The sequence below is a fragment of the Dactylosporangium sp. CA-152071 genome, assembly GCF_050936335.1.
Lineage (GTDB): Bacteria > Actinomycetota > Actinomycetes > Mycobacteriales > Micromonosporaceae > Dactylosporangium > Dactylosporangium maewongense.
The window spans coordinates 1,485,104-1,497,384 of the sequence record NZ_JBNJMZ010000002.1; the positions used below are offsets into that span (position 1 = coordinate 1,485,104).

13 protein-coding genes and 1 pseudogene are annotated in these 12,281 nt (G+C 72.9%); 5 read left to right on the forward strand and 9 right to left on the reverse strand.

Translation table 11 applies throughout. The annotated features are described in order from the left end of the window. Positions 1 to 72: 72 nt before the first annotated feature. On the reverse strand, positions 73 to 3,792 hold the full coding sequence (locus tag ACQEVZ_RS46460) for an FHA domain-containing protein (RefSeq protein WP_433380381.1): 3,720 nt from the start codon (positions 3,790 to 3,792) through the stop codon (positions 73 to 75). Positions 3,793 to 3,841: 49 nt separating this feature from the next. Next, positions 3,842 to 4,285, reverse strand: coding sequence for a CBS domain-containing protein (locus ACQEVZ_RS46465; protein ID WP_433380384.1), 444 nt, complete (start codon positions 4,283 to 4,285; stop codon positions 3,842 to 3,844). A 185-nt stretch (positions 4,286 to 4,470) separates the two neighbouring features. Between ACQEVZ_RS46465 and ACQEVZ_RS46470 the strand changes: the two genes are divergently transcribed. Next, entirely contained in the window at positions 4,471 to 4,917 is a 447-nt protein-coding gene (locus tag ACQEVZ_RS46470) for a GNAT family N-acetyltransferase (RefSeq protein ID WP_344510025.1), read from the forward strand. Positions 4,918 to 4,954: 37 nt separating this feature from the next. Then, positions 4,955 to 5,044, forward strand: a pseudogene (locus tag ACQEVZ_RS46475) (sigma factor-like helix-turn-helix DNA-binding protein); the annotation flags it as partial. Positions 5,045 to 5,156: 112 nt separating this feature from the next. Here the strand turns inward: ACQEVZ_RS46475 and ACQEVZ_RS46480 are convergent. After that, the gene (locus ACQEVZ_RS46480; protein WP_433380387.1) at positions 5,157 to 5,600 is read right to left on the reverse strand and encodes a hypothetical protein; all 444 of its coding nucleotides are present in this window, start codon (positions 5,598 to 5,600) and stop codon (positions 5,157 to 5,159) included. A 101-nt stretch (positions 5,601 to 5,701) separates the two neighbouring features. Next, on the reverse strand, positions 5,702 to 6,193 hold the full coding sequence (locus ACQEVZ_RS46485; protein ID WP_433380390.1) for an NUDIX hydrolase: 492 nt from the start codon (positions 6,191 to 6,193) through the stop codon (positions 5,702 to 5,704). 146 nt (positions 6,194 to 6,339) lie between these two features. Between ACQEVZ_RS46485 and ACQEVZ_RS46490 the strand changes: the two genes are divergently transcribed. Continuing rightward, a complete protein-coding gene (locus ACQEVZ_RS46490; protein ID WP_344510020.1) occupies positions 6,340 to 6,711 on the forward strand; it encodes a hypothetical protein in 372 nt (123 codons plus the stop codon). An 81-nt stretch (positions 6,712 to 6,792) separates the two neighbouring features. On the opposite strand, the gene ACQEVZ_RS46495 is transcribed toward ACQEVZ_RS46490, so the two are convergent. The 5 genes from ACQEVZ_RS46495 to ACQEVZ_RS46515 all read right to left on the reverse strand — a co-directional run bounded on the left by ACQEVZ_RS46495 (position 6,793) and on the right by ACQEVZ_RS46515 (position 11,460). Beyond that, a complete protein-coding gene (locus ACQEVZ_RS46495; RefSeq protein ID WP_433380393.1) occupies positions 6,793 to 7,743 on the reverse strand; it encodes a hypothetical protein in 951 nt (316 codons plus the stop codon). 38 nt (positions 7,744 to 7,781) lie between these two features. After that, positions 7,782 to 8,147, reverse strand: coding sequence for a DUF4288 domain-containing protein (locus ACQEVZ_RS46500; protein WP_433380396.1), 366 nt, complete (start codon positions 8,145 to 8,147; stop codon positions 7,782 to 7,784). Between the two features lie 42 nt (positions 8,148 to 8,189). Continuing rightward, positions 8,190 to 9,593: a hypothetical protein gene (locus ACQEVZ_RS46505; RefSeq protein ID WP_433380399.1), complete on the reverse strand. Its 1,404-nt coding sequence runs from the start codon at positions 9,591 to 9,593 to the stop codon at positions 8,190 to 8,192. 67 nt (positions 9,594 to 9,660) lie between these two features. Beyond that, positions 9,661 to 10,326: a response regulator transcription factor gene (locus ACQEVZ_RS46510; RefSeq protein WP_354896972.1), complete on the reverse strand. Its 666-nt coding sequence runs from the start codon at positions 10,324 to 10,326 to the stop codon at positions 9,661 to 9,663. A gap of 24 nt (positions 10,327 to 10,350) precedes the next feature. Beyond that, entirely contained in the window at positions 10,351 to 11,460 is a 1,110-nt protein-coding gene (locus tag ACQEVZ_RS46515) for a sensor histidine kinase (protein ID WP_433380402.1), read from the reverse strand. A gap of 170 nt (positions 11,461 to 11,630) precedes the next feature. Between ACQEVZ_RS46515 and ACQEVZ_RS46520 the strand changes: the two genes are divergently transcribed. After that, positions 11,631 to 11,837 carry a DUF7489 domain-containing protein gene (locus ACQEVZ_RS46520; RefSeq protein WP_344510008.1) on the forward strand — a complete coding sequence of 69 codons (207 nt, stop codon included), beginning with the start codon at positions 11,631 to 11,633 and terminating at the stop codon, positions 11,835 to 11,837. Positions 11,838 to 11,881: 44 nt separating this feature from the next. Then, a complete protein-coding gene (locus tag ACQEVZ_RS46525) occupies positions 11,882 to 12,277 on the forward strand; it encodes a hypothetical protein (protein WP_433380405.1) in 396 nt (131 codons plus the stop codon). The last annotated feature ends 4 nt before the right edge of the window (positions 12,278 to 12,281 follow it).

The window sequence follows — 12,281 nt, forward strand, 5'->3', positions numbered from 1 at the left end:
CCGACGCCGCTGCTCACGTGACAGATGACGAAGCGGGCCGCGTCCTGCGTCAGCGACCTCGCCCCGAGGCGGTCACAGGGCTTCCGGGGCGACGGTGAGGGGTGGGCCGCCGTGGCCGGGTAGGCCGCGGTCGGGTGGGATCGTCTCCTCGACCGGTGCGGCGGCGGTGATGCCGTGGCCGCGGGTCTGGCCGGCCAGGCGCCGGTAGTAGGCCGCGATCACGTCCAGCGGCGCGCGGGCGGCCCCCAGCAGGTCGGCGGCGGCGTGCTCGACGACGTCGGCCTCGTGTGTCTCGAAGGCCCGCACGCCGGTGAGCAGGGCGGTCTTCACGTCGCGCAGCAGCTGGACGTCGGCGTGGGCGTAGGTGTGGCACAGGGCCGTGACCCGCCGGTGGTCCTCGCCGGTCAGCAGCAGCTCGCGTACCGCGGGGCCGCTGTGACGGACCAGCGCGGCGTGGGTGGTGCCGGACAGGGCGGCCAGGGCGTCGTCGTACGCGCCGACGTCCTGGGCCGGGTCGCAGAAGCCGACCGTCTGCCGCCACAGGGTCCGCAGGTCCTCCTGCAGCAGCCCGTCGAGGTAGCTGACGAGGAACCGCCGGTGCGCCTCGAGCACGTACTGGGCCTTGAACGGGGTCAGTTCGGCCGGGTCCTCGCCGGCCGTCGCGGTCGCGGTGGTGAAGCCGTAGTCGGCGCTGAGCGCGTTCTCCATGCCGACGACGAGGTACACGAGACGCACCCAGGACCGGAAGAGCTCCTCCAGGGGCAGCGAGCGCAGCCCTTCCTCGGTCAGCACGACACCCCAGCGGGAGCCGAAGCGCAGCCGGCGCAGGTGACCGATGTGGTACATCGCGAGCTGCGCGTCGATCTCGGCGTGGGTGTGGTGCAGCACCTTGCGGTAGGCGGCGGTGGCGTCGAGGCCGGCGTGGTTGCGGATGATGTGCGCTCCGCCGACGTGCAGGTGCAGGAACTCGCCGACGTCGAACACGGCGCCGCCGATCGCCATCCAGTAGCCGGCCTCCGGGGTGTTGCGCCGGGCGAGGTCCGACACGTCGAAGCGGGGGCCCTGCTGGGCGTGGCCGAGGTACGTGGTGAAGACGTCCTCCCCGAGCCGCCCTTCGGCGACGAGGCGGCGCAGGAACTCGCGCCCGTCGCCGGGCATGATGCCGGTCAGCGCCCGCACGACGGCGGCCGCGAAGTCCGCGCTGCCGCAGATGTAGACGTGCGCTCCGCCGCCGCCCTCGTCCACCGGGCGCAGGAGGTCCTGGAGTGCTTCGGCGTCGGCCCGCACGGCGTCGTCGACCCGGTGCCGCTCACCGTCCCCGGCGACGTGGCGCTGTCCGTCGAAGGTGACGGCGGCGTCGGCGCGGGAGAACGCGACGTGCAGCCTCAGCCGGCCGGCCGAGGCCGCCGCGTCGAGCCCGTCGTGCTCGACGAACTCCGAAGGGGTCCGCAGGCCCCAGTAGAGCCGGTCGGGCACGGCGCCGGTGCGGGCGGCGACGAACGCGAGGAACGGGGCGATGCCGGAGCCGGCCGCGAACATGAGCACCGGCCGTGCCGGGTCTGCCGGCAGCCGGAACCGGGGCGTGGGCACGATGCGCAGCGACACCTTCGCCCGGCCTTCCAGGCTCGCCCGGCGCAGGAAGTGGGAGGCGGCGCCGCGCCGGTTCCGCGGGTACGACCACGGGGTGCGGGCCGAGGCGTACTCCAGTCCGCCGACGACCAGGTGCAGCGCGGTGACGGGGCCGCCGGGCGGCGGAGCGGAGGCGATGGAGTACAGCCGCAACGGCTCCGGCGGGATCACCGCGCAGAACGCGTCGGGCTCGCCCGGGTCCGCCTTCCAGAGCCGGGTGACGTCCCAGCCGCCGGCGTGCAGCAGGTTGAGCACGTCCCAGAGCTCCCACTGGTCCTCCATGCGGGCGTCCACGATCCGCCCCCAGGAGCCGACGGCGCTCAGCCGGGCGAGCCGCTTGGCCACGCTGCGGCCGATCGGGCGCAGCTGGGCGAAGCGCAGCAGCGTGCGCAGCGGCAGCACGTCGACGTCGCCGTCGTAGCCGGCCCGGGCGGACACCGCCGCCTGCCAGGCCGGGGTCAGCCGGACCAGCTCGTCGCCGCCGGCCTGCAGCGCGGCGACGGTGCGGGTCACGAGGTCGTCGTCGTGCTCGGCGAGGATGCCGACCCGGTCGCCGGGCTGGTGCTGCACGCCCTGGCCGGTCACGTCGAGCTCCAGGTAGCAGGTCCACGCGCCGTGCTCGGCGGTGACGACCCGGCCGCGGCGGGCGGTGCCGAACACCACCGGCGGCCCGACCGGCGGGCGCCGCTCGTCGCGGACCACGGCCAGCTCGGCGTCGACCCGGTCCCAGGTGCGGTCCTTGAACAGGCCTGTGAACCGGGCCCCGGTCGTGACCTGTCGGCCGACCTTGAACGCCACCTCGAGGAAGCCGTAGGCCTTGATGCGGTGCAGCCCCATCCAGCCCCGGTCGCCGGCGTACGCGTCGAGGACCGCGTTGTAGACGCCGCGCAGCGCCTGGTTGCGGGTCTGCTCGACGTACTGCCGCACGGACACCTCACGCAGCGCCGCCACCAGCTCGCGCCAGTGCCGCGGGAAGAACCCGGCCAGGTAGACGCTCTGCTGGCCGACCAGCGAGCCGTAGGCGCGCCGCTCCAGGAACGCGTCGATGGCGTGGAAGTGCGGCTGCGCGGTGCCGCTGGGGCTCGGGGCGCCGTCGAAGATCGGCACGCCCGCGGTGCCGACCGTCTTGGCCCACAGCACCTGGTCGAGCGGGTGCCGCCCGCGCGGGTTCGGGTCGATCTGCGGATAGACGGCCTCGGTGACGTGGCGCAGCCCGCCGAGCATGCCCAGCAGCGCGCGCTCCAGCCGGGCCGGGTCGTCGGCGACCACGGCCTCCTGCGCGTCGAGCATCGCCCCCAGCACCGGGGTCAGGCCCATCGCGAACTCGGTGGTGACCAGGTAGAAGACCCGCTCGGCGGCGTTGTCCCAGGTCGGGACGAGCAGGTCGAGGTTGTCCAGGGCCCGCGGGCCCGACGGGTCCTTCAGCCGCCAGTTGTAGAAGAAGAGGTCGATGTACGACACGGCCGGCATCGCCTTGCCCAGCCGCCGCGACACCGTCGTCCACGGCCGCAGCAACGACTCCGGCAGGGCCTTGGGTGGGTCGACCGCCATGTACTGGTAGGCGTGCGCGAACACCCCGAGCATTGTCGAGGCGCGCAGCAGATACCTGTCCGGCAGCGCCTCGGGCCGCGCGTCGAGCACCGGCAGCGCGTCGAACGCCCGGCGCAGCGCCAGCCGGCGGAACAGCTCCGGCAGCCGGCCCGTCATGTCGTCCCAGGCCCGGTGCGACTCGGGGAACGCGGTGAGCGGCGGCTCGACCGGCAGGAAACCGTGCGCGAGGGACAGGAACCCGTCCAGCTCGTGCCCCACCCGCCGGTTGTGCGCCTCAGCGTTGTCGACGACCGCCCGGGCGGGGACCGTGGGCGGGCCGACCAGCCGGAGCGACGTCCGCTCGCCCGGGTCGATGAACGCCGTCGCCTCAGGATCGATGAAGAGCCAGTGGATCTGGAACCGCCCGATGCGCAGCACCTCACCGGCGGCCAACGCCCGGTGGGTCACCCGCTCCTCACCGGCGAACGTCCCGTTGGTGCTGCCCAGGTCGGTCACCTGCAGCGTGTCGCCGGCCGCCTCCAGCCTGGCGTGGCGCCGCGACACGTCCCGGTCGTCGAGCACCACGGAGGCCACCTTGCCGTCGCGGCCGAGCGTGGCCGGCAGCGCGCACACCCGTTCGGCGCGTTCCCCGGTGTGCCGGTCGACGAGGACCAGCCGGACGTCAGGAATGGTAGATCACCGCACGGCAGAGGTCGGCCCGTGACAGCGTGCCGACGAGTTTCCCGCCGTCGACGACGGGCAGGCGGCGGATCTCGCGGTCGACCATGACCACGGCCGCCCGGGCCAGCTCGTCGCCGGGCCGTACGGTGGCGGTGTCGCGCGCGACGAGCGGGTCGACGATCCGCTCGGCCAGCGCCCGCCCCTTCTCCAGGAACAGCCGGAACGCGTCGTCGAGGCTGCCCCCTCCCCCGGCGACCTCGTCGAAGCTCGGCAGCATGGCGCGGACGAGCTCCTCCTCACCGACCGACCCGACGAACCGGCCGTCGTGGTCGAGCACCATGAGCTGGCCGACCTCCGACACGCTGACCAGCTCCGCCGCCCGCCGGATGGTGGCCCCGAGCCGGATGTACGCCGGAAACGCTGACATCACGTCGCTGACCAGCACGCCGCCTCCCGCGTGATCTGTCTCCTGCCAGTGAATGTAGCCCCGCTCCCCGCCCTCCGATGATTGGACGAACGGCTTTCAATGCCCGCCGCTGAGGCGGTTGAGTTACGTGGTGGCGCACGCATCAGCCGCACAGCGACGGCGGTCTTCCGCGGGGCGGGCCGGCGAGGAGGCATGATGGATCGATGGCGACGATCAGGCGGCTCCAGGACGTCGATGCGCCCGCTGTAGCGGGGATCATCGAGCGCTGCCTCCGTGAGGTCAACAGTCGCGACTATCCGATCGAGATCATCGAGCGGATGTGCGGGCACTTCACCGAGCACCGCGTCAGGGAGCTCGCCACGCAGCGGGAGATGTACGTCGCTGAGGCGGACGGGATCGTCGGGACGGTCTCCCGCGACGGCAACAAGGTCTACACCATGTTCGTGCACCCGAGCGTCGCCGGTCGCGGCATAGGACGGCAGCTCATGCGCCACATCGAGGCGCTGGCCGCGGCCGACGGCCACGACCACATGGAGACCGGCGCGAGCATCTCAGCGCACGACTTCTACCGCCGGCTCGGCTACGTCGACGTCCGCTCCACCGACACGGACTTCGGGCTCAACTTCATCCTGCGCCGTAGCCTGCCCTGACCCGTGCCGACGAACCGGTCGGCGGAGACTCGTCGCGACCGGCCGCTCCAACGCCGAGATCGCCGCCGAACTGCACATCTCCGTCGGCACGGTCAAGGGCCACCTCGCCGGCCGCGGACCACACTGATCACACCGACAACCGCAGCGTCGGCCCGGCGCGCGCTGCATTTGCTCGTTCGCGCGCTCGCGTCGCTTCACGCGTCAAGCACGCCGCGATCCCGCCCACGCCCAATTTCCGGTCAGGCGCAGACCTTGTCCAGGGCGGCCTTCGCGGCGTCGGCGGCGTCGACCACCCCGGTCTTGGGCGTGCCGCGCGCGGCGGAGAACTGCTCCAGGGCGGCGACGAGCCGGTTCAGGGCCTCCTTGAGGCCAGGGTCGGAAACGATGGCGGTCTGCGGGCGCAGCTGCTTCGCCCACTCCTTCGCCAAGCCGTCCTGCTCCGCGGCCGCCGCCGCGGCGGCGGCGTTGTCGCCCCGCTTGATGGCGGCGAGGGCCTTGCCGTCGGCCTCGATGAAGGCCGGCACGTACAGCTCGGTGGTGTCCTTGAGGCCGCGGCACTCCGGGCCCGGGGAGCCGCCGGTCCGGGCGGCGGCGCTGGACGCGGGGGTACCTGGGTCACCGCCGCAGGCCGAACCCGACAACAGGACGACCGTCGCGACCATGATGGCCATGAGGAACCTCATGCCGGTCACTGTAACGGCCGGGGCCGCTCCAGGTCGGGCGGGTCGCGCCCGTGTCGAAAGTACCGCTGAACCGATTGGTGTGGCAGCGGCATGTAGCTGGATCAGCCGGATACGATAATCGGTTCGTCCGGTGGTCCGTCGCTGAGCAGGTGCGCAAACAGCTGAGGGAGCCCGGTGGGCCGCAATGGGTCGTTCGTCGCGGCCAACTCTGAGACGGTCCACCACCGGTGGCCGGTGATGGTAGCCCTCTCGAAGTCCTCGAAGCCGGATGTGTCGATCTCGAAGGCTGTGACGCGGGCGAGGTAGTAGCGCTGCTCGATTTCGTAGGTGACGCCGTTTCGGACCGTGGTCCACGGTCGTCCGCGCCACACCTCCCGGCCCAGCGTTACGTCGGTGAGACCGGTCTCCTCGCGAATCTCCCGCAGTGCCGCCTGCTCATGGCTCTCGCCGGGGTGCACGCCGCCGCCGGCCGTGAACCAGCGAAGGGTTCCGTCGGCACGCTCACCTGCCGAGAACAGCAGCAACTGGTCGGCGTTGTCGATGAGCAGTACCCGCACGCTCGGGCGCAAGATGGGGGCGGGATCGAGCGGCACCTGCGCGAGTGTAGTTATCGGTGGGGTTAGTGGCCGGCGAGGTTGCCGATGCTGCGTTCGGCCATCGATATCGGGCTCGGTCTGGTGGCTGGCCTCGTGGGTGGTGGACGCGGAGTGCTTCAGCCGTCCTGAAGTACCGTTGTGTGATGGATCGGAGGTTCCCGCCCCATCCGGTCCGTGGTGTCCGGGTGCGGCACTCCCCTCAGACCGGCGGCACCTGCGTGTTCGCCGACGTCACCGTGGATTTCGAGCCGGGCCCGCCCGGGTTCGCGTTCACCGTCGCCGAGGATGTCCGCTACCCGGGCTACAACAACCCGGAAGCGCTGTCCGGGTACCGCGCAGCGCTGGCCGAGGGCCTGTCCGACGCCTTGGCAGACCGGGTGACCGGAGCCGAGGTGGCGGTGACCGTCGTGCTACGAATCCTGGTGGCGCACAAGGTCGACTCCAGCGAAAGGTCATTCCGAACAGCCGGCCATCTCGCCGTCCAAATGGCCTTCAGTCACATCGAGAGTCAGTAGTCGCTGTCCGAGGGAGCCCATGGCGGGGCGCACCGCCAGCCGACCATCGCGGGTCGAGTAGCGGTCGCCTACCGTCTGAGCCTACGACGGACGGCCCACATCCTCCGACGCCAACAACCGCGGCTCCTCGTAATACCGCTCGGCCTCAGGACGCTTCGTGAGATCGAGGACCGGTCGGAGCGCCCTGAAGACGCGGCTTGCCTGATCCGGTCCGTAGTCGGCTATCCGGTCGGTGGCGAGCAACCAGAACCCGCCGGCGGGCAGCGCCTGGACCTCGGTGAAGGCCCCGCTGTCACGCAGCGCTTCGACGCCACCCAGACGTTCACTGAGGTGTTGGGCGATCACCGTCAGCCATGAGTACCCGCGGGCGAAGCGCTCCGAGGACAGCAGCCCTGCGTCGCCGTCCTGGTTGAGCGCGACCTCGCGGGCCGACTGCCGCAGCCTGGCCGCATAGGAGATCTCGCCGTACGTCGGGTTGCCGCGCTGCGCCGCCGCCCGGATCACCGGCAGAAGGGTCTCGGCCCGGTCTGCTGGGGCTCTTTGCGTCAGCCTGTACCACAATGCGCCGTCTCCGCCGGTACGGACCGAGGCGGAGACGAACACCCCGGGAGAACCTGGCGCGACGAAGTGTGCCAGGCGGCGCAGCTTGAAGACGCTCAGCTCCGCGGTGCCGGTGGCGACGCCGACATTGTCGAGGCAGTCGGCCCAGCCCGCCAAGGTGAACGGCTGCACGCCGACGGTTTCCTCATGCCCTTCCGGGATGAAGCCGTGCTCCGCCCAGGTCTCGCCCGGCTCGCCGACGTACCGCTCCGGCGGGCCGGTGACGTCGCTCGGCGGGGAACCGCCCCAGCTGGTGGCGTCGCCCGGCTGGACCGGCCGGGCGATCAGCCGTTGCCACAACGAGCCCGCCGGGCCTGCGAGGGTGGTCTCGAACCATCCTCGCAGGGTCCCGACGAACCGTTCGTCACTCAGCGGCGCCCGCCCGCACAACAGCGCCTTCACTACCGTCGGTGGCTTGCGCTGGCTGTTCATTGATGGAGTCCTTTCGGGCTCAGACCCGGATCGATTGCTTACAGGGCGGTGTGCGGCGTCGAACGTTCGGGCGTGAAGGTGTGGTCCCATGCGTAGGGAGATGCGTCTCGCTCTTCGCCGGGCCACCAGAACACCTCGGCGCCGTCGAGGTCGTCGCCGATCATGTTGACCGACTCGACCTCGACCAGCGCGACACGGACGCGGACACCGTGCGCGTTGACGTAGGCCTGTTCCGCGGCGCGCCCGAGCTCCAGCGCTCGGACAAGCGCGCCCGCGTGATCAGTGGCCTTGAACGTGTAGACCGACACGCTCGGCAGGTAGTAGCCGGCGTCTTCCGTGTACAGGGCGAACCGCGCCGTCGCGCTGAACCACACCGGCAGCGAGCCGGCACCGCGTTCGTCCATGCCGGCGATCATCCACACCGGCGGCAATGAACACCAGCCGTTTCACGCACACCGCCGCTTCGCGGCCACGACGCCGGCGATGACGGTGAGCGCCGTGACCACGGTGAGGTACGCGCGGTCCGGCAGGGTGTCCGCGTGGCCGAGCAGGCCGAAGACGGTGTGCCCGGCGAGTGCCCCGGTGCACGCCGCCACGGTGTGGTGGGAGGTCCAGCCGCCGGCCGCGGACCAGCGGCGCAGCGCGACGAACATGGCGGCGGCCACCGCGGCCGCGCCGGCCATCGGCAGCAGCGCCCAGGCGCCGTGGGTGAACAGCGGCTGCCTCGCTCCCGCGAACGGCCAGATCGCGCCGAGGAAGACCAGGGTCGTCACCGCCGTGAGGGCGCCCAGGACGGCGGGCCGCGGTGGCGTGGCGGGGCGCGCCGGGCGGACCCGCACCCGCAGGGCGAGCAACGTCAGGACGGCGATCGCGGCGGCGACGCCCACGACTGCGGGCAGCGGCATGGTGTACCCCGGATCCTCGCTCGGCGGCACCGCGACCCGCAGCAGCGCGGCGCCGAGGAGGGTGACGACCCCGGCCGCGATGACGCCGCCGCGGCGCAGGTAGGGCGCCGTGCCGTGGCGGGCGAAGCACAGCTCGGTGAGCGCGACCGGGACCACGATGCTGAAGACCGCGTGGTAGACGAGGTTCAGCTCCGCGTACGCGGTGTTGACGCCGAACAGCTGCGGCGCCCAGTCGGCGGCGTGGTACAGGTGCGGGCTGGTCAGGCTCTGCAGGGCCAGGCCCTCCTCCAACAGGCCGTACGCGACGCCCATGAGCAGCAGGTGCGGGTAGCCGCCACCCGTACGGCGGACCACCTCGCGCACGAACAGGGCGCCGGCGCTGTAGACGGGGGCGAAGACCAGCCAGGCCCAGGCCAGCCGCAGTGGCACCGTGCCCAGCGTGACCTCGGCGGCGACCGGTGCGAGGACGGCCAGCAGCAGCGCGGCGCGGCGGTTGCGGGGGCGCGGGTCGGGCACCGGCGGGAACGCGGCGCGGACCACCGGCCGGTTGACGGCGGCGATGAGCGCGGCGAGGACGGCGAGCTGGACGCCCTGCACGACGCGCAGCCACGCCGGGTACTCGGCCGACACGAGCAGCCAGCCGACTGCGACGAAACCCAGGACCGACACGATGCGGACCCGGCGGTAGGCGCGGCGCGCGCCGGCCAGCAGCTGACGGGCCACCCACACGTACAGCCCGGCGACGACGAGGATCGGGATCGGCCGCGTCCACAGGGTGCGGACGAGCTCGGCCCGGTCCGCGTGCGGATGCCGGCTCTCCTGGTACGCCAGGACGTCGCCGCGGAAGAGCAGGGTCAGCGCCGCAAAGGCCAGACCGAGCGCGAGACCGGCGACGAGCAGGGCGACGACGACGCGAACGGCCCGGCGTTGCTGCGGTGTCATCATGGCACCGACGCTAGGAACGCGGCGGCGGGCGCACCTCCATCCGGCGACTGGTCCCGCGCCTACGACTTCAGGCGGAGGGCCGGGGCCGGACCAGTCCGAGGTCGTAGGCGAGCACGACGGCCTGGACCCGGTCGCGGACGCCGAGCTTGCGCAGGATCGACGACACATGGGTCTTGACCGTCGCCTCGGTCACGACCAGCCGCTCGGCGATCTCGGCGTTGGTGGCGCCGCGGGCCAGCAGCATCAGCACCTCCCGCTCCCGGTCGGTGAGCTGCTCCAACGCCCCGTGCGCGGCGGGTGGCGTCACGTCGGTGGCCGCGAACCGGTCCAGCAGCCGCCTGGTCGCGCTCGGCGCCAGCAGAGCGTCGCCGCGGGCCACGACCCGGATCGCCTCGACCAGGTCGGCCGGGCGGACGTCCTTGAGCAGGAACCCGCTGGCGCCGGCCCGCAGCGCCGCGTACAGCGCCTCGTCCAGGTCGTACGTGGTGAGGATGATGACCCGTGGGGCGCCGGGCCGGCCGGTCAGCCGCTCGGTGGCCGCGACGCCGTCGAGGCCCGGCATCCGCACGTCCATGAGGACCACGTCGGGCCGGGTCTGCTCGACCAGCCGGATCGCGTGCTCGCCGTCGGAGGCCTCGCCGACCACCTCGAGGTCGTCGCGGGCCTCGAGGATCATCCGGAAGCCGGAGCGCACGAGCGCCTGGTCGTCGGCGATCAGCACCCTGATAGTCATGTCGTCACCTCCGCTGCGCCGCGCTCATCGGTTCTGCTCCTTCGTGGGCAGCCGCGCTGCCACCTCGAACCCGCCGCCGGGCGCAGGCCCGGCCCGCAGCGTGCCGCCGAGCAGCGCGGCGCGCTCCCGCATGCCGGGGATGCCCTGCCCGGTGCCGGCACCGGAGCCGCCGCGGCCGTCGTCGCGGACCTCGACGGACACCTCGGAAGGTCCGCTGCGGATCACCACCTCGGCCTTGCCCGCGCCGGCGTGCCGGAGCGCGTTGGTGAGCGCCTCCTGGATGATCCGGTACGCCGACAGCTGCACGGCCAGCGGCACGTCCACGGCGTCGGCGTCCTCCCTGTGTACCGTCACCGGCAGACCAGCGGCGCTCACCGTCGCGGCGAGCCGCTCGACGTCGCCGAGGCCCGGCTGCGGCGCCGCCTGCGCCCCGGCGTCGCCCTCGTCGTCGGCCCGGACGGAGCGCAGGAACCAGCGCAGCTCGGCGAGGGCCTCCCGGCCGGCCTGTTCGGTGCGCCGCAGCGCCTCGCGGGCCCGCGCCGGGTCGACGTCGAACACGTCGTCGGCCGCGGCCGCCTGCACGACCATGACCGACACGGTGTGGGAGAGCACGTCGTGCAGCTCACGCGCGATCCGGGCCCGTTCCTCGAGCACGGCCTGCCGCCGCTCGGCGAGCCGCCGCGCGCCGCGGGCCCGCACCAGCGCGCCCCAGCTCCAGGCGAGCACGACGCCGCCGAGCCACAGCCCGGCCATCGTCCAGCGCCCGCGCGCGACGGCCGGGCCGCAGGCGGCGAGCACCGCGAGGCCCAGCCCCCAGAGCGTCTCGGTGGCGGGTCGCAGCCACGCATACGTGCACACCGCGACGAACGCGAGGCCCGGCCCCGCGCCGGGGTACAGCACCTGCAGCCCGGCGGCGGCCGCGAGCACGACGGCGGTCCCGAGCCGGTGCCGGACCCCGAGCCACCAGAACCCGGCGGCCTGGGCGAGCACGAGCAGCACCGTCACGGTCCGCCCGGCGGCCCCGGTCACGACCAGCGGTGCGGGCGTGAGCAGCGGCGCCGACACGACGACGGCGCCCACGGCGGCGGCGACCCGCCAGCGCCGCGAGAAGCGCGCCGTGTAACCGTCCCCCATGCCGCCGTACGTTACCCGCGGCCGCGCCCGCGCGGGCTGGTCCCGCTGTCGGCTCTCATCCTGAAGTCGTAGACGCAAGACCCGTCTCGAGACGGGTGTGCCCGGTCCCGCGAATTCGTACGGTTGATGCACGACCGCTGCGAAGTGGTCGTTCACGAGGGGGGATTTCGATGAGGACGAACGAGAACGCGTGGAGCGGGACCGTCGCGAAGAAGTCGCGCGGGCTGCTCGACGGCTCCAACCTCTACCGGCGCTTGAAGGTCCGGCTCGACGACGGGACACACGTGGACGTCAAGGTCGACCGGGACCTGTGGAGCCAGCTCGAGGTCGGCGACCGGGTCGTGAAACCCGAAGGCGGGCAGCCACGCCGCGGCTGACCGGTCCACGGCGCACATGACCGGGCCGGCGTTACCGTGCTGTGGTGATGGAGCCGGTCCCGGAGCTTGTCGAGCTGCCGCAGCCGAGGGCGCTCACCGAGGCGGAGCGCGCCCTGGTGGCTCGACTGGTGGAGTTCGCCGGCGTCGCTGAGCTCGGCGAGCAGGTCGCGACAGTGCGCGTGGTCTCCACCTGCCGGTGTGGCTGCGGGTCGGTAGGGCTGCGCAGCGACGGACCGCCGGTTCCCGCGGCTGCGGTCGCCCGGTTGAGCGCCAACGGGCGCGACGACTACTTCGCCGTGTCGGCGTCCTGCGGGGGCGACGTCAGCGTCGTGCTGCACGTCGGCAGCGGGCTGGTCGTCGAGCTGGAGCTCTTCGCGGGCGAGGATGTCCAGGTCACCGCGCCGCGCGCCGACGGCCTGACCGGCCTCTGGATCGGCTGACCGG